This window comes from Kocuria sabuli (genome assembly GCF_040981185.1).
GTDB classification, from domain to species: domain Bacteria; phylum Actinomycetota; class Actinomycetes; order Actinomycetales; family Micrococcaceae; genus Kocuria; species Kocuria sabuli.
Window position 1 is genome coordinate 116,806 of record NZ_JAVHZE010000005.1, and the last position, 22,096, is coordinate 138,901.

A 22,096-nucleotide genomic window follows, 5' to 3' on the forward strand; every position below is an offset into this window, starting at 1 on the left:
GGACCGGTTGTGTTTTCGAGTTCCCTCCAGCAGTGAGAATTCATCGGAGAGGCCTACCGGAGGTCCCCGACTCAGGCCCCGGTCTCAGTCGTCGGCGTCGTCGGTACGGACGGGCAGTCCTGGGCAGATGTTCTCGCGGTAGTCGATGTCCTCGGACACCCACTCGTTCCACTGCTCTTGGCTGACATTGTGGGTGAGCTTGGCGCAAAGCAGCTCGGTCCATGTCTGCACCGGGGGCCACCTGCGCAGCGTTCCATTACCACCGAGCGACATCATCCATTGTCCGTCCGGGCTGAAGGCCACCAGAGCCACCCCGCCCTGGTGCCCGGCTATCGGCTCCCCCACCATGTCAGCGGACTCTGTCTTCCACACCCGCACGGTTCCGTCAAAACCGCCTCCCACGACCTGCGTACCGTCCGGGTTGAGCGCGATACTGCTCAACCCGTCTTCCTCGGTCCCGGTGATCGGCTTGCCGGCCAGTTGCCCGGACTCCACGTCCCACACCCGCACCGTCCCATCGAGATCGACCGTCGCCACGCGTCGTCCGTCCGCGCTCAGTGCTGAAATGGACACTTGGTCCTCGTGTCCCGTCATGGGTTGGCCCACCTGCTGGCCGGACTGCGTCTCCCACACCCGCACCGTCCCCTCGGAATCGCCAGTCACGAACCTCTGACCGTCCGAGCTGACCGTCAAACGATTGACCACCTCCGCGTGCACAGGCAACGGTTCCCGGACGATTTCTCCGTGCCTCGGGTCCCATACCCGTACCGAATAGTGCGTCCCGCTCGTCATGAACCGTTGCCCGTCCGAGCTGAAGGCCACCTGGGTCACATCACCCCCGTGTCCGAGGGTCGGTCCGCTCACAAGCTCTCCGCTCTGGGCGTCCCAGACCCGGACCGTGCCGTCCCGACTCCCCGACACCAGCTGCTGCCCGTCGGGACTGAATCCGACACTGGCCACGTTTTCTTCAGCCCCGAGAATGGGTTCCCCCGACGGCTGCCCGGACTGTGCCTCCCAGAGCTGCACCACGCCTTCGAAATCTATGGTCACCACCTGCCGTCCGTCCGGACTCAGCGCCACGCTCATCACACCACCCGCCTGCCCGCTGATCGGCTCCCCTATCAGGTGCCCGGACTGCACGTCCCACAGCCGCACCGTCCAGTCGGATCCGACCGTCGCGACCCTGTGCCCGTTCACATTCAACACCACACTGTTCAGGACCTCCCCGGAGCCGGTGATCGGCTTCCCCACCGGCTGCCCGGACCGGACCTCCCACACCTGCACCGTCCCATCGCGTCCGCTGGTCGCATAACGCTGTCCGTCCGGGCTGAAGACCACAGAGCCGGCGTCATCACCCGATCCGGTGATCGGCTCCCTCAGCGGCTCCCCGGTGTGCACGTCCCACAGCTGCACGGTCCCGTCGAAGCTGCTTGTCAGTACTTGCCGCCCGTCCGGACTCAGCGCCACACTCATCACGCCACCGCCATGTCCGGAGATCGGCTCCCCCACCGGCTGCCCGGACTGCACCTCCCACACCCGTACCGTCCCATCGGACTCGATACCCGAGAATCGCCGCCCGTCCAGGCTGAAGGCGACGCCGCCCATGTCCGCGCTGGGGCCGATGATCGGCTCCTCCTGGGTCTCCCCGGTCCTCGCGCTCCAGACCTGCACCGTCAGGTCCACACCACCGGTGACGATGTGACTGTCGTTCGCGGTGAACGCCACATGCTCCACCCAGCGGCCGTGCGCGCGAATCAGCTCCCCCAGGGGCCGACCGGACTGCACCTCCCAGACCCGTGAACTCCCATCACCACTCCCAGAAACCACCCATTGCCCGTTCCGGCTGAATGCCACACTGGTCACCCAGTCCGCGGGCCCGCCCACCGGCTCGCCCAACGACTCGCCCAACAGCTCGCCGGTCCGGGCGTCGCGCACCCGCACCGTCCCGTCCCCGCTGCCGGTCACGATCTGGGCTCCGTCCGCGCTGAATCCCACGCTGACCACTCGGTCTGCGGGTCGAGTGATGGACTCCCCCACCGGCTCCGCGCTCTGCGGGTTCCACACCCGCACCGTTCCCTCGGCATCTGCCGTCGCCACTCGGTGCCCGTCCCGGCTGAAGGCCACACCGAACGCCCCGCCCTCGTGCCCAATCATCGGCTCTCCGAGGGGCTCGCCGGATTGCACGTCCCGCAACCGCACCGTCCGCTCACCGACACCCGACACAAAGTGGCGCCCGTGCGGACTGATGACCACTCCGCCGACACTGTTATCGGACCCGGTGACCGGCTCCCCTGTGGGCTGTCCTGTGCCGATCTCCCACGTCTGGACCGCCCCCTTCCAGCTAGTGGTCATGATGTGAGCCCCGTCCGGACTGAACGCCACGCTGCTCACTCCGTCCTCGGGTCCGAGAATGGAAGGACCGGCAATGGGTGTCCCTACCGGTTGCCCGGACCTGACGTCCCACACCTGCAGCGTCCCGTCCTCCGTGCTCGTCACTGCCTGTTGCCCATCGGCGCTGAACGCCATCCCGAGCAGCCCGGTATCGGGCCCTCCGATCAGCTCTACCACCGGTTCCCCCGTCTGCACGTCCCACACCTGCACCGGCCGTTGCATCCTGCTCGTCATGAACAGCTTTCCGTCCGGGTTCAGGACCACGTGCTCAGTTCCTGGTCCAGTGATCGGGTCCCTCACGGACCGTCCGGACCCGACGTCCCACACCTGCACCGTTCCGTCGGTTCCGGCCGTCACCACCTGTTCACCGTCCGCGCTGAAGACCACATCGAGCAATCCAGTCTCGGGCGCGATGATGGGTTCCCCCACCGGTCGCCCGGACCCGGCCTCCCACACCCGCACCGTTCCGTCGTATCCGGCCGTCACCAGGCGTTGCCCGTCCAGGCTGAACGCCACCCGCTCATCACCGTGGCTGATCGTTATCTCATTTGACGTGGATCCGGCTTCGATGATGCTCTCCAGGTGACGTCGAGCGGCGATCCCGTGGAGGAGCCCATCGTGGCTTTGCGCCGTGGGCGAAAGTTCATGGGCGATCAGCAGTTGATGCAGCGCCCGGACGTCACCGCCCGGACGAGCATCGGCGAGCATGCTCTGGGCCTCGGCGGTGAGTTGCAGGGCAATGGCTTCCCGAGTCCGTTCATTCGCTTCGTTCTCAGCCTCCGAGGCGCGCACGAAACCCAGAACGGCGGCCATCGCGACGACCACGGCGACTGCCAGCACGGCCATCAGCGTCCGTGATCGCCGCCGGAGAACGACGGCATGGGTTTGCGCCCTCTCCCGGGCCTCCAGCTCCGCGGCCGCCAGCGCCTCGGCCGCCTGCTGCTTGTCGCGGGCGGCCTGGAGTTCCGCCTCCCGTCGTCGTCTGTCGGCCGAGATCCGGTCGTCCTCCCGCTTCCGGGAGGACGCCATGAACGGACCGGCGACCTCGAGACGCCTGGCGAAGTGAGGCTTGGCGGTCAGCGCTTCCGCCCGGGCGAGCCGCTGTCCCTGGAGCAGCCAGGCGTCGTCGTGCTCGTTGTGCTCCCATGCCAGCGCGGCACGTTCGAGGTTGTCGGCCTCCTTGAGGTACTCCCGCTCAGCGGCCAGCCATCCGACCAGGTCATCCCACTGACGCAACAGGCTCTCCAGGGCCACCTCCACGACGGTCGTCCCGCCGCGGATGTCCTTGACCAGGAGGCGCTCCTCCACCATGGCGTCGATCAGCGGACGGGACGCGGGCGGCAGATCGCCGTAGCGTGCGACCCGGCGGACGGGCTGGTCGCTGTCGGGGTTGACGGTCGCCAGCCAGGGAATGAACGCGGACCGCAGGAGGGCGAGCTGGGCCTGCCGCACCGACGGGTCCGCTGCCAGCAGGGCATCGATCTCGGCCTGGACGACCTGGGCCATGCCCCCCATCGCCTCGTAGCCCTGGAGGGTCAGTGTCCCCGTCCCGCCGTGGTCCCGGTACAGGCGTGCCAGGGTCAGCGACAGCAGCGGCAGCGTGTCCGCACCCTGCTCACTGTCGGACAGCAGCCGGTCCACGAGCGCCGGCTCGATCTTCAGCGGACGTCCTGCGGCGGCGGCCCGCTCGGCCGGACCGAGGATGACCTCCTTGAACTGGGCGATCGGCATGGGCTTGAGGGCGTCGAAGACAACGCTCTGCACCCCGGCCAGGGCCGGTGCGGTCTGGAAGGACTCGTAGAGATCTGCGCGGATGGTTCCGGCCACGACCAGCGCCGGGACGGTCCCACTCTCCCCACGCAACAACTGGGCCAGCAGGTGCAGGAACTGCGGGCCCTCCGTCCCGGCATCGACGCTGAAGAGCTCCTCGGCCTGATCCAGCGGCAGGACCAGTGTGGGTGGCGGCGTCCCGACCGATTCTCGCGGCAGACGTTCGGCGGCGGCACGGCGGGCCTCGGAGAGCCAGGACTGCAACCGGTCCACCTCTGCTCTCATGCAGGCCGCCTTGATCTCTCCCAGCGCCGGAGACGTCAGCCCCAAGCGGGTGCGGAAGAAGTAGAGTGCATGGGCGAAGCCCTGATCACCTGTGAGGGCGCGACGCTCCGGCCGCATGATGTCAAGGAGCGCGAAGTGCCGGTCGTCCCGACGCAGTCGCGGCAGCAGTCCCGCACGCAGGAACGAGGACTTGCCCACGCCGGAGGGACCGAGAATCACGAACAAGGACTCCACACCCGCACCACGCATGCCGCGCAACGCGTCCAGGCCCCGCACGATCTGGGCATCCCGGCCGAAGAACACGGCCGCATCCACTTCCTCCAGCGGCTCCCACCCTCGATAGGGTGCCCGGTCCGGATCGTTCGGCGGAGGCCAAGCGAAGTGCTCGGCCCCGATGCCCGCCCGGCGCAGACCCCGGAGCAGTCGGTGCAGCCCCTCGGTCAGGAAGGCGACGTTGCTGCGCTGCCCGTCGAGGAGGACCGGAATCTCGGTCGTCGGACCTTGTCCGAACAGGTCGCATCGTTGCCACTCACCAGTGATCTCTCCGGTGGCCTCCGGCTCCAGGCGCGCGCAAAAGATCAGCTTGTTCAGCGCCTCCGCGGCCCGGTACTCGGTCCGGCACTCGTACGATGCCTCCCAGTGCGCGGAGAGGAGGCAGATCACTGCCTCGCAACGGGCGTTCGAGCGCTGCAGCGCCTCCTTCCACCGCTCACCGGGTTGGATGCCCGTGACCGGATCGAGGTCCAAGAACACTTCCTCCGCCAGACCCGGTTCCTGGTCCACCAGCCACCGCTTCAGCGCGACGGCCTCCCGCTTGTTCCGGCCCGAATGGCTCAAGAACACCCGAGGCATGTCCGTCACCCACCTCATCCTCGGTCCGCGCCTGCTCTCGAGAGCAGCCCGACTTGCGTCACATGGTCCGCCGCGGTCCGGCTGACTTCAATCCTTACCGGTCAGCAACAGTCGAAATCATCGACATTGTGACGTGACCGATCGATCCGGAACCCGCTTCCTCGAAGCCGACGCATCGATCGTCGTTGCTCCTCATGGGCATCGGTCCTACACTCCGGTCATCACCCGCCTCGTCCCGAAACATGCCGGTCAACACCCGGGCAGGAGCAAGTTCCGAGAACCGTGCCCCCGGGAGACGTACTGCAGGAGGTGGCACGATGAGCGCTGAGGAAGCCGAGCTCCCGGACAGGGAGTGGGAGAAGATGACGAGCTCCCTGCCCCGCCCCGACGACTCCGCCGACGCGGCGAGTCTGGTGTGGCGGCAGTTCTGTGTCCAGTTCAGCTGGTACGACCGCGCCGCCGGGCGCAACCGGAAGGCGCACCTGTTCCTCGACCTCCTGGCGCTGGGCGCCGCCGCCGCCGTGACGGTGCTGGCGGCCCTCGGCGCACCGGCCCCCATCACCGCGAGCGTCGGCGCAACCATCGTCGTCGTCGAGGGTGTGCAGAAGATCGGGCAGTTCCACGCCAACTGGATCAACTACCGTGCCACCGCCGAACTCATGCGCCAGCACGGGTTCTCCTTCGCCGCCGGCACCACTCCCTACGACGACCCACGAACCAGGCGGGACGAACTGGTCCGGTTCATGCATGAAGCCGTCACCAAGGAGAGCACCACCTGGGCCGGAACCGCCAGCAAGGCATCTCGGAGACACGAGGAGTGACCCGGTCCCGTGCTGTCCTCCAGCGCCTCGCGGGCTGAGTAATGGTGCTGAGCCCCCCACCCAGGCTGCGCTGCGGTAAGCCGTGGCCTGGGTGAGCACGGGAACGATCAGTGCCGGCACCGGGAGCGGGATTTTCCACAGCTTCGCGTCCGAGACGGAGACCAACCCTGGTGGGTGACAACCTCGCCGGCCAACAGCCGTCGTATGATTTCCATGCACTCCTCCAGGCGCTGCTGGCGGAGCGCCTCGTGCGACCACGGGTCGCCGGTGATGCCCTCGTTGAGTTGCTGCCGCTTCCCGGAGCCATCCAAAACCTGCCGGGGAACTTAGATTGCCCAGGTCGCGGCCGCCTGCTCAGGACCTCGGGTTGGTAGCGCCGAGACGGCGCCGAGGGGCAACCGAGTGGTCGCCAGAGCCGCCCCAAGCCACGACCAGGCGAACTCGGAATGGCCCTGGGCCCGTGACCACCGGCTAAAATGATCCGACCACATGGCGTCTCGGACCTGGCCTGCTCGGCGTGCTGCACGTCCTGCAACATCCAGTCGGGGCTGATCTGCTCGTGAGGGCATGAATCCGATGACGGTCACGGCCCGTCGTCCCGCGCTCCCCCGTGGTCCGTCCCGGGCCCCGGATACCCGGTGCGCCGGTCGGTGAGAAAGCGCACGCACGCTGCGGCGACGTCCCCCGGGTGAGTGTGCTGCACGGCGTGCGGAGCACCGGGGATCTCGAGGAAGCCGGCGTCGGGGGCGGAGCGGGCCAGGTGCCGTGCCCAGTCCCGCCGGGAGACCGGATCCCTCTGCCCGCGCACGACCAGACCGGGGACCGTGCACCCGCGGATGTTCTCCTCGATCCGGTCGCGGAGCAGGTAACGGGCGGTGCGCAGGAACCGCACCGGGCCCATCCGGACGTAGCCGCGGAGCACCACGGCGAGGGTGTCCAGGGGTTCGCGCAGCGCGTCCCGCATCAGCCGCCGGGCCTGCACCAGCAGACCGCGGGCGTCCGGGTCCACGGCGGGACCCAGCAGGACATAGGCGGAGCACGCTCCGGGATGGTCCTTGACCGCGTGCACCACGATCTGGCACCCCATGGAGTGGCCGATGGCCGCGGACCGCTCCAGCCCCAGCTCCGCGGCCGCTCCCACGACGACGTACCCGAGCTCCGCCATGGTCAGCGGTCGAGGCGGCTTCGGCGTGGTCCCGGAGCCGGGAAGGTCCAGCGCATACACATCGTGCGTGGCCGCGAGCCGCTTCGCCAGACGGAGGAAGTACTCCCCAGAGACCCCGATGCCGTGCACGAGCACTACCGGGGGCAGCGCGGGGTCGAAGGTGCCGCGCACGTCCACCGCACGGGGTCCCACGCGCACCCGCCGCCACTCGAACGCGGGCTGCCGGGCGTGTCCTGGCGTGGCCGCCGGTCGTGGGCCGCAGTCCCCCTCCGGGCCCTGATCGTCCGGTCCCACGACGTCAGGTCGTCCGGGGCGGATCGGCGACCCGCCCGGGACGCCACGGTCCCGGACACGTCCTCGGCGCTGTCATGGTCATCATCCTCTCCCGCGGCACGGGGCTGCGGGAGCATCCCCCTCAGCCGGTGCCCGGCTCCTGCAGCAGCTCCCGCGGCACCAGGTGCCCGTCCCGCACGCCCTCCAGGAACTGGGGGTCCACCGGGGCACCGCGACGGAGCACGCTGATCGTGCCGGAGGCCTCGAAGATCACGCACGCGATCTCGCCCAGGTTGCGGATGCCGGCCCGCCGGAGGGCCCCGAAGAGCTCGGCCTCCACCACGTGGACCCGGCGCAGGTTGGTCTTCAGCACCCGGTCGCCCGCCACCAGGAGCACGGCCCGGTTGTTCATCAGCGCGGACACCCGGATCCCGGAGCGGAGCTGGCCGAAGCCCGCCTCCAGGGCGAACAGCGTGCCGAGCCCGAGCACGCCCGCGACGAGCGTGGGCGTGTCCCCCAGGACCACGCGCCCGGCCACGGCGCCGAGCATCACCGCGACGACCACGTCGAAGGTGGACAGCCGGGACAGCACGCGCTGCCCGAACAGGCGCACCATGAGCAGGAAGGCCAGGTAGATCCCCACCGCCGAGAGCACCACCGCGAGCGCGCCCGGGGCGTCCACCCCGAGGCGGGTCGTGACGTCGTCGAGCACCGGTTAGACCTCCTGGTCCGCGAACTGGGTCTCGTAGAGCTCCGCGTAGCGCCCGCCGGACGCCAGCAGCTCGGCGTGCCGGCCCCGCTCGACGATCCGGCCGCCCTCGACCACCAGGATCTGGTCGGCGGAGCGGATGGTCGAGAGCCGGTGGGCGATGACCAGGGCGGTGCGCCCCTCCATCGCCTCGCCCAGGGCCGCCTGGACGTGGGCCTCGTTGGTGGAGTCCAGGGCCGAGGTGGCCTCGTCGAGGATGACCACGCGCGGAGCGGCCAGCAGCAGGCGGGCGATCGTCAGCCGCTGCCGCTCGCCGCCGGAGAGCCGGTAGCCGCGCTCGCCCACCACGGTGTCCAGCCCGTCCGGCAGGCTGCGGATCACGTGGTCCATCCGTGCCCGGGCCAGGGCGTCCCACAGCTGCTCGTCCGTGGCCTCCGGCTTCACCAGTGCGAGGTTCTCCCGGATCGACTCGTGGAACAGGTGTCCGTCCTGGGTGACCATCCCGATGGTCTCCCGCAGCGAGGCGAACGTCGCGTCCCGCACGTCCGTGCCGCCGATCCGCACCGCCCCGGAGCTGACGTCGTAGAGCCGGGCCACGAGCTGGGCGATGGTGGACTTGCCCGCGCCGGAGGAGCCGACGAGGGCGACGGTGTGCCCGGGCAGGACCGTGAAGCTCACCCCGTGCAGCACCTCCTCGCCGCCCCGGGAGTCGAGCACCGCGACGTCCTCGAGCGAGGCCAGCGAGACCTCCTCGGCGGAGGGGTAGGCGAAGCGGACGTCGTCGAACTCCACCGACGCCGGGCCGGCGGGCAGGGCCCGGGCCCCGGGCCGCTCCTGGATCAGGGGCACGAGGTCGAGGATCTCGAAGACGCGCTCGAAGCTGACCACGGCGCTCATGATGTCCATCCGGGCGTTGGCGAGCATGGTCAGCGGGGTGTACAGCCGGGTGAGCAGCAGGGCGAGGGTCACGACGTCGCCCGCGTCCAGGTTGCCGAGGATGGCCTGCGCGCCGCCCAGTCCGTAGACCAGCGCCAGGGCCAGGGCGGAGACCAGGGTCAGCGCCGTGACGAAGATCGTCTGCAGCATCGCCACCCGCACGCCGATGTCCCGCACGCGCCCCGCCCGGCGGGCGAACTCCGCGGACTCCGCCTCGGGTCGGCCGAAGAGCTTCACGAGCGTGGCGCCGCCGGCGGAGAACCGCTCGGTCATCTGCGTGGACATGTTCGCGTTGTGCTGCGCCGCCTCCCGCTGGAGTCTCGCCAGACGACCGCCCATGGCCCGGGCGGGCACCAGGAAGATCGGCAGCAGCAGCACGGACAGCGCCGTGACCTGCCACGAGATCGTGACCATGACGACGACGGTGAGGATCAGCGAGACGATGTTGCTGACCACGCCGGAGAGCGTGTTGGAGAAGGCCCGCTGCGCGCCGATCACGTCGTTGTTGAGCCGGGACACGAGGGCCCCGGTGCGGGTGCGGGTGAAGAAGGCGATCGGCATCCGCTGCACGTGCTCGTAGACGGCGGTGCGCAGATCCAGGATCAGCCCCTCCCCGATCCGCGAGGACAGCCACCGGTTGACGATGCCCAGCGCGGCGTCGACGACCGCGACGACGGCGATGGCCACGGCCAGCCAGACCACCACGGAGACCTCGTCGCCCCCCGTGATGGCGTTGACGACGTCCCCGGCCAGGATGGGCGTGACCACGCCCAGCAGGGCCGTGAGCACCGAGATCACCAGGAAGACGGTGAGCTGCTTGCGGTGCGGGCGGGCGAAGACCACGATCCGCCGCAGGGTGTCCCGGTTGATCCGGCGGTCCTTGACCTCCTGGCCCTGGACGGTCCGCCACAGGACCATGTACGGCGAGTTCTGCATGCTCATGGGTGGAGCTCCCGATCTGCGGGGGTCGCCCGCGCTGGATCCGGCCCGGCGCCGTGGTGGTGCGCGCCGCGCCGGACCGATTTTACGCGCCCGCGCCGACACCTCCCGCCGAGGGCCGGATGGCGTGGCGCCGCGCCCGGACGACGACGGGCCCCCTGCCGCAGGGGGCTGCGGCAGGGGGCCCGTGCTCCCGGTACGGCGGGCACCGGGAGGGACCTGCGGGGGATCAGGAGTGCGCGGCCGCCCGGCGCTTCGCCGCGATCAGGTGGTCCACCGACCAGCGGCCGGCCCCGGCGAGGGCGAAGAGCAGGGACGCGGCGGCGAGCAGCAGGACGAGCTCGATCCCGCCGTCGGCCACGAAGAAGCCCGCGGGCAGGTGCACGAGGACGAGGGCACCGAGCATGACGAGGGCCAGCAGGGCGGCGACCACGCGGGTGGCGAGGCCGAGGACGAGCAGCGCCCCGCCGGCGAGCTCGAGGACGGCGACGGCGGGGGCCGCGACCTCCGCCAGCGGCACGCCCATCTCGGCGAAGGAGGCCTGGGTGCCGGCGATGGTCCACTCGGTGAACTTCTGCCAGCCGTGCAGCAGGAACGTGAGGCCGAGGACGGCCCGCAGGACGGTCAGGCCGGCGCTCGCGGGGGTGGACCCGGTGAGGGCGGAGGAACGGGGGGCTGTGGCGCGCTCGGGCACCTGGGTCGTGGACATGTCATCACCCTAGCGCGAAAGTACTTTCTTCGGCAAGCTTTGTGGCGTCGCGTGTCCGGCGGTCACAGCTGGTCCGCGGCCATGCCGCGCGCGGTGGGCCCCTGGGCGTCGTCCTCGACGAGGCGCCCGATCAGGGCCAGCTGCTGGACCTGGACGGGTGTGAGCCGGTCGATCACCGTCCGGCGGACGTGGGCGACGTGGCCCGGCGCCACCTGCTCGACCTTCGCCATGCCGCGGTCGGTGATCTCCGCGAGCACCACGCGCTTGTCCTTCTCGTCCCCCGTGCGCACCACGAGGTCGTCGCGCTCGAGGCGCGCCACGATCCGGGACAGCCGGGACTGCGAGGTGTTGGTGGCCGTCGCGAGGTCGGACATGCGCCGGCGCCTGTCCGGGGCCTCGGAGAGCATCGCGAGGACGAGGTACTCGGCGAGACTCAGATCGGCCTCGGCCTGCAACTGGGACTCGATGCTGCCGGGCAGGGTGAACATGATGGACACGAGCGCCAGCCAGGCCTCGCGCTCCTCGGGGGACAGCCAGCGGTTCTCGGTCATGGGCACGAGTCTACGAGCCGGCGCCCGGCTGCCGGTCCGCGCTCCCGCCCCGCGCACCCATAATGGGAGCCATGGACTCCCTCGGCACCTGGCCCCGGCCCGTTCCCGCGGACGATCGCGACTTCGACGTCCAGGTGATGAAGCGGCTGCGCACGGCGCGCGGCGACGGCGCGACCGGGCGCGCACCACTGGGCGAGCGGCTGAGCACCTCGATGTTGCTCGTGGTGCCGCTGGTGACCGCGCTCGCCGTGGTCCTGCTGTGGCAGCAGTGGTCCCGCTCCGGCTCCGCGTGGCTGCTCGCGCTCGTCGCCGTGATCCTCGTGGCGACGGCACTGTGGTGGACGGCACGGCTGCGGCGCGCCTTCACCACGGCGCAGGGCCGGCTCGGCTCCCGGCTGGCCCACGTCGTGGACCACGGCGTGGGCGTGGTCCGGGACCTCACCCTCGAGCCCCTCATGGAGACGGACGGCGGCGCACAGGACGACGGGCGCGTGCGCGCCCGGATCGGGCTGTCCGTCACCCCGGTGCGCGGCTCCCGGTTCCGCACCGTCGTGGAGGCGGTCTACGACGCCGACGCGGCCCTCTTCCTGGAGATCGGCTCGCACGGGCCCGTGCGCTTCCTGCGGGACGACCCCGAGGGCAGCACGGTGATCGACACCCGGCTCACCGAGGCACAGGTCGAACAGGTCTACCGGGGCGCCGCCCTCAACTGACGCCCGCTCACTCCGCCCGGCGGGCGGCCGCGCGGGCCTCCTTCTCGATCCGCCGGCGGAGCTGGTCGCACAGGTCCTCCCCGGCGTGCAGCAGCTCCGGCAGCCGGTCCCGCTCGGTGGTCTGCGCGCGGAAGGCGTCCACCACGCCCACCCCGTGCTCGGCGCGGCGCACCAGTTCGACCGGCTGACCGGCCCGCACCGTACCCGGGGCGAGCACCTTGAGGTACGCCCCGGAGCGGCCGCGCTCCGTGAACCTCCGCAGCCACCCCCGCACCTGCATGACGCCGCGGAACGTGCCGCACGGGACGCGCGCGTCGGTGACCTGCAGCAGCACGTCGCCGATCCGCCAGACGTCGCCCAGCCGCGCGTCGTCGACGTCGAGGCCCGAGAGCGTGAGGTTCTCCCCGAAGGAGCCGTCGGGGAGCTCCCGGCCCAGCTCCCGCTCCCAGAAGTCCAGCTCCTCACGCGCGAACGCGTAGACCGCCTGGTCCGTGCCACCGTGGTACTTGGCGTCCCCGATGAAGTCCCCGGCCAGGCCCGACCCGAGCCCGCCCTTGCGCGGACCCGGCTCGCGGACCTCCACCGGGCCCTCCACGGGACGTTTGCGGATGCCCGTGAGCCGGTCCCGCTTGGTAGGGGCGGTCTCGGCCCGTCCCACGTTGACGCTGCGGACGCGGGCGGTCACCGGCGGACGCCCTCTCCCGGGGGGCCGGCCTCTTCCCCGGCGGGCTCCTCCAGCTCGTTGTGGTGGGTCGGGGAGTACACCGCGGAGCCGATGAGGTACCCGGAGCGGGCCAGCGCCATGCTGCCCACGGCCGACGTCACGAGCTGCAGCACCACCGCGGCGAGCAGTTTCACCGCGTTCTCCACACCGGGCAGGAAGAAGAACGCGCCGGTGAGGACGAACGAGACGCCGATGCCCGCGGCCGTGGCGATCGCGGAGGACCGGGTGTAGAGGTCGGGCAGGCGGATCAGGCCCACCGTGGCGGTGAGGAAGACCAGCGAGCCCAGGACGATGAACGCCTGCCCCACGACGCTCATCCACAGGGTGTCGTGCATGATCGGGTCGAACTCCACGCTCATCGCCTCCCCTTGGTCAGTGCGCGGGCGAGGGACAGGGTCGCCAGGAAGCCCACGAGGGTGGCGATGAGCACCAGGTCGAAGACCGGGGGGCTCATCGCCAGGACGCCGAACAGGGCGATGAGCCCCACCACGGCGAAGAACAGCAGGTCGGAGGCGATGGCACGGTTGGCGTCGTTGGGGCCGCGGAACATCCGCACCCCGGCGACCACCACGGACGAGGCGAGCACCAGCACGCCGAAGAGGATGCCGATCATCGGGGTGCCCCTCCCGGTCGGATGCCGTTGAGCATGTGGGTCTCCATCTCCTGCAGGCTCGACCGGGCGTCCCGCGGTCCGTCCGAGTACATGGCGTGCACGAAGATGTCGTAGCCCCCCGTGCCGTCGTCCCTGTCGACCACGGCGCCGTCCGCGCCCTCACCGGGCCGGGCCGCGGTGGCCAGGGTCAGCGTGCCCGGGGTCAGGGAAATGAGCACGCTGAGCAGGACCGTCTCGAACTCGCTGCGGCACCGGGTCCGGTAGCGCACCACGATGGGCGAGGACCGGTGGTGCCGGGTGAACACGTCGTGCGTCACCGCGATGTTGGACAGGATCAGCTCCCAGGCGTACCAGAGCAGGAAGCCGAGCAGGCGCAACGGCCAGGTCAACCACTTCACGATCCGTTCACCGCCTCCACGAACGCGCTGGTGTCCACGAGACCGTCCGCGGCCGTGGCCGAGACGCCCAGCAGCAGTTCACCGCCCACACCGAACGTGAGGGTGATGACCGCCAGGACGAGGGCGGGCGCGATGAGGCCCACCGAGATGCGGCGCTCCTTCGTGCCCACGGCCGCGACGACCTCGCTCGAGGACTCCTCCGGTCTGCCCAGGAACATCTTGCCCCAGATCTTGAGCGTGTACAGCAGCGTGAACAGACTGACCCCGACGGCCACGAGGGCGACCGCCACCTGCTGCTCCTCGAACGCGGCCAGGACCAGCGCCAGCTTGGCCACGAACCCCGAGAACGGCGGGATGCCGGTCAGGGACATGGCCGCGGCGAAGAACACCACGGCGGTGAGCGGTTCCCGCCGGAGCAGGCCCGTGACCTCGCCCAGCGGCTGCCGCCCGTAGGCGATCTCCACCGCGCCGGTGGACAGGAACAGGGACACCTTCACCACCGTGTGGTGCAGGAGGTAGAAGATGCCCGCGGTGAGTCCCAGGGTCCCGAACAGGGCGACGCCCAGCAGGATGTAGCCGACCTGGCTCACCGTGGAGTGGGCGAGGATCGCGCGCGCGTCCCGCTCCCCCACCGCACCGAGGACACCGATCACCATGCTCGCGGAGAACACCACGATCCCGATCCACAGGTACTGCTCCGTGCCGTCGAAGACCACGGCGTAGATCCGGTAGATCGCGTAGATCGCGACCTTCGTGTGCAGCCCCGAGAACAGTGCGGTGACGGTGGGCGACATGAAGGGGTACGTGCGCGTCAGCCACCCGTGCACGGGCACCACGGCCGCCTTGACCGCCAGGGCGGTGAGGACCACCGCGACCGACACCGCCACGGCGGTGGACTCCGCCGCCCGGCCCGCCAGCTCGCCCAGGTTCACGGTGCCCGCCGTGGCGTAGACCAGCCCCACACCCGCCAGGAGGATCGTGGAGGCCAGCAGGTTGACGCTCACGTAGATCCGCGAGGACGTGACCTGCATCAGCCGGCCCCGGCCGCGGTGGGCCAGGATGATCAGGGCGTAGGACGGCAGGAGCATGACCTCGATGAACACGAAGAGGTTGAACAGGTCCGCCGTGAGCAGGGCCCCGTTGAAGCCCGCGGTGAGCACGAGCACCAGGGGGCCGAAGTAGCGCTTCTCCGCCTGCCCGGACACCACCCCGAACCAGGCGGTGACCAGTGTCACGAAGCCGGTCACGGTGAGCATCAGCGCGGTGAAGAGGTCCGCGGCGAACGGGATGGCGACGCCGGAGGGCCAGAGGCCGATGCGGTGCACCAGCACGGTGCCGCCGTCCACGAGGGTGGCCACGAGCCACGCCGCCCACACCACGTCCGCGCCCAGGACGACCAGCAGCCCCGCCTTGCCGATCCGCCGGGAGTTGCCGGCCAGCACCAGCAGACCGGCGACCAGCAGGGGGACGACGACGAAGAACGGGATCAGGTCCGCGCTCATGCGCGACCACCCCGTCCCGGGCCCCGCTCGGGGCGGGTGCCCACCGGGTCCGGGCCCTCGGGTGCGCCGCCGTGCCGCTCGGTGCCGTCTGCGGGGTCGTCCATCAGGTCAGGGGTCTCCATCTCCCGGCCGGTGAGCTCGAGATCGGTGTCGTCGTCGTCGTCGCCGGTCACGGCGAGCACGAGCATGTACATGGTGATGGCGAACGCGATGACGATCGCCGTCAGCACGAACGCCTGCGGCAGAGGGTCCGCCGTGGTCGAGAGGTCCGGGGAGGCGCCCAGGGGCTCGCGCCGCCGGTCCACGCCGCCGGCCGCCATGATCAGCAGGTTCACGCCGTGGCTGAGCAGGGCGAAGCCGATGATCAGGCGGACCATGCCGCGCCGCAGCATCATGAACACGCCGCCGCCGATGAGCACGCCCACGGTCAGTGCGAGTGCCATCAGGAATCGTCTCCTCGGGGTCGGTCGGTGTGCTCGGCGGGGGTCCCGGAGGAAGGCCCGGCACCCCGTTCGAGGACCCGGATCCTGCTGAGGTCCAGGGGCGCTGTGCTGGGGTGGTGCGGCTCGGCCGTGGTGGTGGTCGAGCGAGGCCCCGGGGACCGCACCGCGGTGGAGCCCACCCGCCGGAGCGGTGGTGGCTCCTTCTCCTCGACGCCCAGTCGGCTGATCGCGGCGAGGATCACGCCGACCACCGCGAGGTACACGCCGACGTCGAAGATCAGCGCCGTGGTGATGTGGATGTCGAACACGTAGAAGTGCAGCGGGCGGAGGAAGGACCCCTCGGCCAGGCCCAGCAGGCCCACGCCCACCGCCACGACCACCCCGGCCCCGATGAGCTTCACGTAGGGCAGGCCCAGGCGGCTGACCCGGTCGTCCTGGGCCGCGAAGTAGACCAGGGAGATCCCGGCGGCGCCGATGAGGGCGGAGATGAAGCCGCCTCCGGGGTCGTTGTGCCCGCGGAGCAGGAAGAAGAGGGAGAGGGCGATGATCACGGGCCCCAGCAGGCGGTCGGTGACCCGCAGGGTCATCGTGTTGTCCTCGGCGCCGCTGATCGGCGAGCCCGGCGGCTCCGTGATGGGGCTGTGCAGCTTGGGCAGCAGGCCACGCGACTCCAGCGCCACGACGATCGCGATGCCGGCCACGCCCAGCACGGTGAGCTCGCCGAGCGTGTCCAGAGCACGGAAGTCCACGAGGATCGTGTTCACCACGTTCGTGCCGCCGGTCTCCGTCTCGCCCTCCGTCAGGAAGTACTGTCCGGCGTCGGAGAGCCCGCGACGACCGGTGAGCGCCCACGTGGCCACGGCGGCGGAGGCGCCCGCGAGGACCGCGAGCACGGCCGCCGTGGTCGTCCGCCGTTTCCCGGTGCGGTGGAAGGTGGACGGCAGGCGGTTGAGCAGCAGGACGATCACCACCACGGTGAGGATCTCGACGAGCAGCTGGGTCAGCGCCACGTCGGCCGCGCCGAGCTCGTAGAACCACAGCGCGACGGCGAAGCCCACCACGCCGATGATGGTCACCAGGGCGATCCGGCTGCGCACGCCCACGGCCAGGACCACCCCGACCAGGACCACGCCGAACAGGACCCAGTCCAGCGGGTTCGTCACGTTCCCGTGCAGCGGCGGGACGTCGACCGTGAACAGGCCGACCACCGTCAGCAGCACCAGCACGGCCACGGGCGGGACCAGGTGCCGGTAGGGGGCGTCGGCGCGGGTCAGGCCGCCGATCCGCTCGCCCAGGGCGACGGAGCCGCTGCGGAACGCCTCCACGGCGCCCACGCCGGTGATGGGCGACAGCTCCCGGTCCAGGAGCCGGTCCACCCTCCCCCGGGTCAGCACGAGCGCGCCGCCGAGGGCGAAGACCGCCAGGGACATGTACAGCTCGGGGGCGAGACCGTGCCACAGGCCCAGGTGGGGCTCGGCCTCGGGACCGGCGACGGAGGCCGAGGCGGCACCGAGCAGCGGTTCGGCCAGCACGCCCGCCACGCCCAGCGCAAGACCGGCCGCGGAGACCAGCACCACGGGTGCCAGGAAGGCGCCGGAGGCCTCCTTCGGCGGGTCCTGGGCGGGGCGGCCGGGGAAGATCGTGATGATCATCCGGGCCGAGTAGGCGAAGGTGAAGGACGCGGCCAGGACCGCCACGGCACCCACGAGCCACACTGCGGGCGCGGGCCCCGGGTTCTCCGCCATGGCCTTGAACATGGCCTCCTTGGAGACGAATCCGAACAGCAGGGGGACTCCCGCCATCGAGACCGCGGCGAGGGTCATCACGACGGCCGTGACCGGCATCGTCCGTGCGAGCCCGGAGAGCCTGCGGATGTCCCGGGTGCCCGCCTGGTGGTCGATCACCCCCACGGACATGAACAGCGCCGACTTGAACAGCGCGTGGGCCGCCACGTGCACCACGGCCCCCACCACGGCGTAGGAGGTGCCGATGCCGATGGTCGCCGTCAGGAAGCCCAGCTGGCTGATCGTGGAATAGGCGAGCAGCTCCTTGAGGTCGTGGCGCTGCAGCGCGAACACGGCACCCATCAGGGCGGTGAACAGCCCCACCGAGATGAGCAGGACGTTCCACACCGGCACCTCGCTGAGGGCGGTGGAGAAGCGCAGCAGCAGGTAGATGCCGGCCTTGACCATGGCCGCGGCGTGCAGATATGCGCTCACGGGGATGATCGCGACCATCGCGTCGGGCAGCCAGGCATGGAACGGGAACTGCGCGGACTTGGTGAAGGCCGCGAGGGCGATCAGCACCGCCACGAACGCGGCGAACCCCGGGGACGTGGACCACACGTCGTCGACGAGGATGTCGCTGAGGCGCGTGGTCCCGGTGGCCACCCACATCGCGATCACCGCCGCGAGCAGGCACAGCCCGCCGGCCACGGTCACCAGGAACACCCGGATCGCCGGGTCCCTGGCGTGCGGGCCCGAGCGGGCGATGAGAAGGAAGGAGCACACCGTGGTGAATTCCCACATGACGAACAGCAGGACCACGTCGTCGGCCAGGACCAGGCCGAGCATCGCCGCCGCGAAGAACGTCATGAGGGCGTAGAAGGCGCTGTGCGAGCCCTTGGCGAGATAGCGCGGCGAGTAGCCGATGACCACCGCGCCGATGACCAGGACGATGAGGCCGAAGAACAGGCCCAGTCCGTCGAGCCGCAGGTGGAAGGGAACGCCCAGGGTCGGCAGCCACGGGACCTGCTGGGAGACCGCGTCGCCGTCCCCCCGGCCGGTCCACACCGCGACCAGTGCGCCGGCGAGCACGAGCATCGCCGCGGCGAGCGGCCAGCCGGCCTCACGGCCGGCCCGGCGGCCCAGGACGGCGGCCACGGGGCACAGCAGTGCGGTGAGAGCGAGAATGATCAGGAGGGACACGCCTGGAAACCGTCCGGTCAGTGGGATGGGAACGAGGTGGACCCGGTCCTCGACTGCCCGGCCGCGCCGGCCGGTGTCTCGGCCGGTGTGCTCGGATGCCCCGGGGGTCTCCGGAGAGGAACGGCCCTCAGGAGCTGAGGCAGCCGCTCCTCCCGTCGGACACGCCGTGGACCACCGTGGACCGCATGCGGGCCGGAGGCACGGCGCGGCCGTGGTCGTGGGTGTCGTTCCCGGGGTTGGTCATCGCCCCGAAATTTACCATGCCGTCCGGCACGGCCCCGAGGGAGCCGCGCCGGTGCCCACGGCGGCCGGGTCTGCGGCCCGCACGCCGTCCCTGCCGACGAGGGCGTCAGCGCCGGTCCCGCAGGGAGCTGGAGCCGGTGTGCGGCACGGTGGGGGTCGCGGCCGTCTCGGCCTCCGGCTCGACGACGGTCCGGTGCCGGACCCGCCCGGGGGTCCCGGCGTCCGGATCGGTGTCCAGGTCGTCGTCGGGCTCGTCGGCGGGGCGCCGGGTGCGGACCCCGCGCGAGGGCAGGGACGGGAGCCGCCGCCCGGCCGCGCCGGCAGCGCGCGGTGCGTCGTGGATCTCCGTGACGGAGACGGCCATCGCGTTGAGCGCGAGACCGAGGAGCACGAACACCCACGCCGCGACGGGGTACCACGCCAGGCCGAGGAGCACTCCGATCACGACGAGGGCGACGGAGGTTAGGTAGGCCGGGGTGAGCACGCGCTGGACGTTGAACTTCATGGGTTCCATTCCACCACGGGCGCGCGCCGAACGACCAACGCGCCGGGGCGTTTCCTGGCCGGCGCCCCGGGTTGACCCGGACCGCGGAGACCGCCCTGGTCCCGGAGCCGGCCCACGTATACCGTGAGCGGCATGGAGGACCTGGATCCCGCGCTGCTCGAGCTCGCCCGCTCCGCCCGCACGGTCACCGTGCTGACCGGCGCCGGGATGTCCGCGGAGAGCGGGGTGCCCACGTTCCGCGACCCCGGGACGGGGCTGTGGGCCCGGTGGTCCCCCGAGCAGCTGGCCACGCCCGGGGCGTGGGAGGCCGACCCCGAGCTCGTGTGGTCGTGGTACCTGTGGCGGGCGCGGCAGCTGCGGGGGCTCCGGCCCAACGCCGGACACCTGGCACTCGCCCGGTGGGCGGACCGGGCCCGCGTGCAGGTGGTCACCCAGAACGTCGACGACCTCCACGAGCGGGCCGGCTCCGAGGTCCTCGCCCACCTGCACGGCAGCCTGTTCGCGTTCCGCTGCTCGGCCTGCGGCACCCCCTTCCCCGACCAGCTCGTCCCGGGCCTCGGCCTGGACCTCCCGGCCGATCCCGAGGAGCCCGCCCGCGAGCGCCCGCCGGCGTGCCCCGCGTGCGGCGGGCCCGTCCGGCCCTCGGTCGTGTGGTTCGGAGAGCTGCTGCCCGAGGGCGCCATGGAGCGCGGCGCCGAGGCCGTGGCGGACGCCGACCTCGTGCTCGTGGTGGGCACCTCGGGGCTCGTGCAGCCAGCGGCCTCCCTGCCGCTGATCGCCGCGGGCCGCGGCGTTCCCGTGGTGGAGGTCAACCCCGAGGACACGGCGCTGACCCCGCACGCGGACTGGGCCGTGCGGGCCCGCTCCGCCGAGGCGCTGCCCCGCCTCCTGCCGGGTGCCCGTCCCGCCGGCGCTGATAGCTGAGAGCAGAAAGCAGGCTTTCGATCTTGTCACCGCTCCCCGGTGGCCACAGACTGAACGACGGACACCGGCTCCAGGACCTTCGTCCCGGAGCCTGCCACCCATCTCCAGACTGATCCTCCACGAAAGGTACGGTCCATGACGCAGTCCCCCACTCTGACCCTGCACGACGGCAACACCATCCCGCAGCTCGGCTACGGCGTCTGGCAGGTCGACGCCGACATCGCCGAGGACGTGGTGGGCCAGGCCCTCGAGGCCGGCTACCGGCACATCGACACCGCCAAGATCTACGGCAACGAGGAGGGCGTCGGCCGGGCGATCGCGAACAGCGGCATCCCGCGCGACGAGATCTTCGTGACCACCAAGCTGTGGAACGAGGACCAGGGCTACGACTCGACCCTGAAGGCCATCGACGGCTCCCTGGAGCGCCTCGGGCTCGACCACGTCGACCTCTACCTCATCCACTGGCCCACCCCGAAGCGCGGCAAGTACCTCGAGACCTGGAAGGCCTTCCAGGAGATCCGCGACAGCGGCAGGGCCCGCTCGATCGGCGTCTCGAACTTCCCCCGGGAGGAGCTGCAGGAGATCATCGACGAGACCGGCGTGGTCCCGGTGGTGAACCAGGTGGAGCTGCACCCCTACTTCAACCAGGCCGCGCTGCGCGACTTCAACGCCTCCCACGACATCCTCACGGAGGCGTGGTCCCCCCTGGGCCAGGGCGGCGACCTGCTGCAGGACCCGGCCATCGCCTCGATCGCCCGCAAGCACGGCGCCACCCCGGGGCAGGTCATCATCGCCTGGCACCTGGCGATCGGCAACGTGGTCTTCCCCAAGACCGTCACCCCGGAACGGATCCGCGAGAACTACGCGGCCCTCGACGTGCAGCTCGACGCCGAGGACGTGGAGGCCATCAGCGGGCTCGACAACGGCGGGCGCATCGGCTCAGACCCGAAGGACTTCAACTGAGTCCCCGCTCCCCTCGGCCGGCTCGCCGGCCCTGACGACCGCCCGCGCCGGTGCTCACCGGCGCGGGCGGTCCGTCCCGGCGTGCGGGCCGGCCACGCGGTACGTCTCCTGGACCAGGCCGCCCGGGAAGGACCGCACGTCCACCAGTTCCAGGGGGACGTCCGGGCCGGCGCCGGCGAACGGTGAGATCCCCTCCCGCAGCAGCACCGGCACGCGGGTGAGGACGAGGTCGGCGATCATCCCCGCGCCGAGGAAGGAACGGATGGTGGCGCCGCCGTCCACGTAGACGTGGCGCACGCCCGCCGCCTCGAGCAGCGACGCCGCCCGGGACACGGACGACGCCCACTGCACCCGGGGGGAGCCCGCGTCCGCACCGCCGGAGCCGAGCACCACGACGGGGCGCTCGCCGTAGGGCCAGTCCCCGAAGCCCAGGACCTGCTCGTAGGTGACGCGGCCGAGGACCACGGCGTCGATCCGGGCCATGAACGCCTCGTAGCCGAGGTCCCCGGCACCCGCCTCGGCCGCGGCGGCCCCACGGCTCTCGAGCCACTCCAGGTCCCCGTCGGGCCGGGCAATGTACCCGTCCACGCTGACCCCGATGTAGACGTGCCCCGCCCAGCCCGGCACGTCCCGTCCGGCGCTCCCGGTGCGCTCCGTCCCCATGCTCCACCTCCCGCACGACCGGTTCCCACGCTAGTCGGGGGACGGCCGTGGGGAACGGGGCGTGACCCAACCGTTGC

General features: G+C 71.2%; 19 protein-coding genes. 4 read left to right on the forward strand and 15 right to left on the reverse strand.

Annotated elements, in window-relative coordinates; translation table 11 throughout:
- Window positions 1-84: 84 nt before the first annotated feature.
- Window positions 85-5,298: an nSTAND1 domain-containing NTPase gene (locus RE027_RS07380; RefSeq protein WP_368807685.1), complete on the reverse strand. Its 5,214-nt coding sequence runs from the start codon at window positions 5,296-5,298 to the stop codon at window positions 85-87.
- 317 nt (window positions 5,299-5,615) lie between these two features.
- Here RE027_RS07380 and RE027_RS07385 point away from each other — a divergent pair, with 317 nt between their 5' ends.
- Window positions 5,616-6,119, forward strand: coding sequence for a DUF4231 domain-containing protein (locus tag RE027_RS07385; RefSeq protein ID WP_368807607.1), 504 nt, complete (start codon window positions 5,616-5,618; stop codon window positions 6,117-6,119).
- A gap of 583 nt (window positions 6,120-6,702) precedes the next feature.
- Here RE027_RS07385 and RE027_RS07390 read toward each other — a convergent pair.
- From RE027_RS07390 to RE027_RS07410, 5 genes are all read right to left on the reverse strand, one after another.
- Complete coding sequence (locus tag RE027_RS07390; protein WP_368807608.1) at window positions 6,703-7,482, reverse strand: alpha/beta fold hydrolase; 780 nt, start codon at window positions 7,480-7,482, stop codon at window positions 6,703-6,705.
- 217 nt (window positions 7,483-7,699) lie between these two features.
- Window positions 7,700-8,269, reverse strand: coding sequence for a DUF421 domain-containing protein (locus RE027_RS07395; RefSeq protein WP_368807609.1), 570 nt, complete (start codon window positions 8,267-8,269; stop codon window positions 7,700-7,702).
- Between the two features lie 3 nt (window positions 8,270-8,272).
- Window positions 8,273-10,144: an ABC transporter ATP-binding protein gene (locus RE027_RS07400; protein WP_368807610.1), complete on the reverse strand. Its 1,872-nt coding sequence runs from the start codon at window positions 10,142-10,144 to the stop codon at window positions 8,273-8,275.
- Window positions 10,145-10,370: 226 nt separating this feature from the next.
- Complete coding sequence (locus tag RE027_RS07405; protein ID WP_368807611.1) at window positions 10,371-10,850, reverse strand: DoxX family protein; 480 nt, start codon at window positions 10,848-10,850, stop codon at window positions 10,371-10,373.
- Window positions 10,851-10,912: 62 nt separating this feature from the next.
- On the reverse strand, window positions 10,913-11,401 hold the full coding sequence (locus RE027_RS07410) for a MarR family winged helix-turn-helix transcriptional regulator (RefSeq protein WP_368807612.1): 489 nt from the start codon (window positions 11,399-11,401) through the stop codon (window positions 10,913-10,915).
- 71 nt (window positions 11,402-11,472) lie between these two features.
- Here RE027_RS07410 and RE027_RS07415 point away from each other — a divergent pair, with 71 nt between their 5' ends.
- A complete protein-coding gene (locus RE027_RS07415) occupies window positions 11,473-12,114 on the forward strand; it encodes a hypothetical protein (protein ID WP_368807613.1) in 642 nt (213 codons plus the stop codon).
- Window positions 12,115-12,121: 7 nt separating this feature from the next.
- On the opposite strand, the gene RE027_RS07420 is transcribed toward RE027_RS07415, so the two are convergent.
- The 8 genes from RE027_RS07420 to RE027_RS07455 form a co-directional block, all read right to left on the reverse strand.
- Window positions 12,122-12,799: an MOSC domain-containing protein gene (locus RE027_RS07420; protein WP_368807614.1), complete on the reverse strand. Its 678-nt coding sequence runs from the start codon at window positions 12,797-12,799 to the stop codon at window positions 12,122-12,124.
- Window positions 12,796-13,197 carry a cation:proton antiporter gene (locus tag RE027_RS07425; RefSeq protein ID WP_368807615.1) on the reverse strand — a complete coding sequence of 134 codons (402 nt, stop codon included), beginning with the start codon at window positions 13,195-13,197 and terminating at the stop codon, window positions 12,796-12,798. The genes RE027_RS07420 and RE027_RS07425 overlap by 4 nt, the downstream gene beginning before the upstream one ends.
- Window positions 13,194-13,451, reverse strand: coding sequence for an MrpF/PhaF family protein (locus RE027_RS07430; RefSeq protein WP_368807616.1), 258 nt, complete (start codon window positions 13,449-13,451; stop codon window positions 13,194-13,196). The genes RE027_RS07425 and RE027_RS07430 overlap by 4 nt, the downstream gene beginning before the upstream one ends.
- Window positions 13,448-13,849, reverse strand: coding sequence for a Na+/H+ antiporter subunit E (locus tag RE027_RS07435; protein ID WP_368807617.1), 402 nt, complete (start codon window positions 13,847-13,849; stop codon window positions 13,448-13,450). Before RE027_RS07435 ends, RE027_RS07430 begins: the two co-directional genes overlap by 4 nt.
- Window positions 13,846-15,351 (reverse strand): monovalent cation/H+ antiporter subunit D family protein, encoded by a 1,506-nt coding sequence (locus tag RE027_RS07440; protein ID WP_368807618.1) that lies wholly within the window; start codon window positions 15,349-15,351, stop codon window positions 13,846-13,848. The genes RE027_RS07435 and RE027_RS07440 overlap by 4 nt, the downstream gene beginning before the upstream one ends.
- The gene (locus RE027_RS07445; protein WP_368807619.1) at window positions 15,348-15,794 is read right to left on the reverse strand and encodes a sodium:proton antiporter; all 447 of its coding nucleotides are present in this window, start codon (window positions 15,792-15,794) and stop codon (window positions 15,348-15,350) included. Before RE027_RS07445 ends, RE027_RS07440 begins: the two co-directional genes overlap by 4 nt.
- Window positions 15,794-18,721, reverse strand: coding sequence for a DUF4040 family protein (locus RE027_RS07450; protein WP_368807620.1), 2,928 nt, complete (start codon window positions 18,719-18,721; stop codon window positions 15,794-15,796). The genes RE027_RS07445 and RE027_RS07450 overlap by 1 nt, the downstream gene beginning before the upstream one ends.
- 349 nt (window positions 18,722-19,070) lie before the next feature.
- Complete coding sequence (locus RE027_RS07455; RefSeq protein ID WP_368807621.1) at window positions 19,071-19,469, reverse strand: hypothetical protein; 399 nt, start codon at window positions 19,467-19,469, stop codon at window positions 19,071-19,073.
- A gap of 132 nt (window positions 19,470-19,601) precedes the next feature.
- On the opposite strand from RE027_RS07455, the gene RE027_RS07460 reads away from it, so the two are divergent.
- Both RE027_RS07460 and RE027_RS07465 read left to right on the forward strand, forming a co-directional pair.
- On the forward strand, window positions 19,602-20,393 hold the full coding sequence (locus RE027_RS07460; protein ID WP_368807622.1) for an SIR2 family NAD-dependent protein deacylase: 792 nt from the start codon (window positions 19,602-19,604) through the stop codon (window positions 20,391-20,393).
- Between the two features lie 135 nt (window positions 20,394-20,528).
- A complete protein-coding gene (locus RE027_RS07465; protein WP_368807623.1) occupies window positions 20,529-21,356 on the forward strand; it encodes an aldo/keto reductase in 828 nt (275 codons plus the stop codon).
- Between the two features lie 54 nt (window positions 21,357-21,410).
- On the opposite strand, the gene RE027_RS07470 is transcribed toward RE027_RS07465, so the two are convergent.
- A complete protein-coding gene (locus RE027_RS07470; protein WP_368807624.1) occupies window positions 21,411-22,019 on the reverse strand; it encodes a dihydrofolate reductase family protein in 609 nt (202 codons plus the stop codon).
- Window positions 22,020-22,096 lie beyond the last annotated feature (77 nt).

Bases quoted from the DNA above. Each gene is read 5' to 3' on its own strand.
- RE027_RS07380 (WP_368807685.1), bottom strand. From the start codon at position 5,298: ATGCCTCGGGTGTTCTTGAGCCATTCGGGCCGGAACAAGCGGGAGGCC.
- RE027_RS07385 (WP_368807607.1), top strand. From the start codon at position 5,616: ATGAGCGCTGAGGAAGCCGAGCTCCCGGACAGGGAGTGGGAGAAGATG.
- RE027_RS07400 (WP_368807610.1), bottom strand. From the start codon at position 10,144: ATGAGCATGCAGAACTCGCCGTACATGGTCCTGTGGCGGACCGTCCAG.
- RE027_RS07405 (WP_368807611.1), bottom strand. From the start codon at position 10,850: ATGTCCACGACCCAGGTGCCCGAGCGCGCCACAGCCCCCCGTTCCTCC.
- RE027_RS07410 (WP_368807612.1), bottom strand. From the start codon at position 11,401: ATGACCGAGAACCGCTGGCTGTCCCCCGAGGAGCGCGAGGCCTGGCTG.
- RE027_RS07415 (WP_368807613.1), top strand. From the start codon at position 11,473: ATGGACTCCCTCGGCACCTGGCCCCGGCCCGTTCCCGCGGACGATCGC.
- RE027_RS07425 (WP_368807615.1), bottom strand. From the start codon at position 13,197: ATGAGCGTGGAGTTCGACCCGATCATGCACGACACCCTGTGGATGAGC.
- RE027_RS07430 (WP_368807616.1), bottom strand. From the start codon at position 13,451: ATGATCGGCATCCTCTTCGGCGTGCTGGTGCTCGCCTCGTCCGTGGTG.
- RE027_RS07440 (WP_368807618.1), bottom strand. From the start codon at position 15,351: ATGAGCGCGGACCTGATCCCGTTCTTCGTCGTCGTCCCCCTGCTGGTC.
- RE027_RS07445 (WP_368807619.1), bottom strand. From the start codon at position 15,794: ATGGCACTCGCACTGACCGTGGGCGTGCTCATCGGCGGCGGCGTGTTC.
- RE027_RS07455 (WP_368807621.1), bottom strand. From the start codon at position 19,469: ATGAAGTTCAACGTCCAGCGCGTGCTCACCCCGGCCTACCTAACCTCC.
- RE027_RS07460 (WP_368807622.1), top strand. From the start codon at position 19,602: ATGGAGGACCTGGATCCCGCGCTGCTCGAGCTCGCCCGCTCCGCCCGC.
- RE027_RS07465 (WP_368807623.1), top strand. From the start codon at position 20,529: ATGACGCAGTCCCCCACTCTGACCCTGCACGACGGCAACACCATCCCG.
- RE027_RS07470 (WP_368807624.1), bottom strand. From the start codon at position 22,019: ATGGGGACGGAGCGCACCGGGAGCGCCGGACGGGACGTGCCGGGCTGG.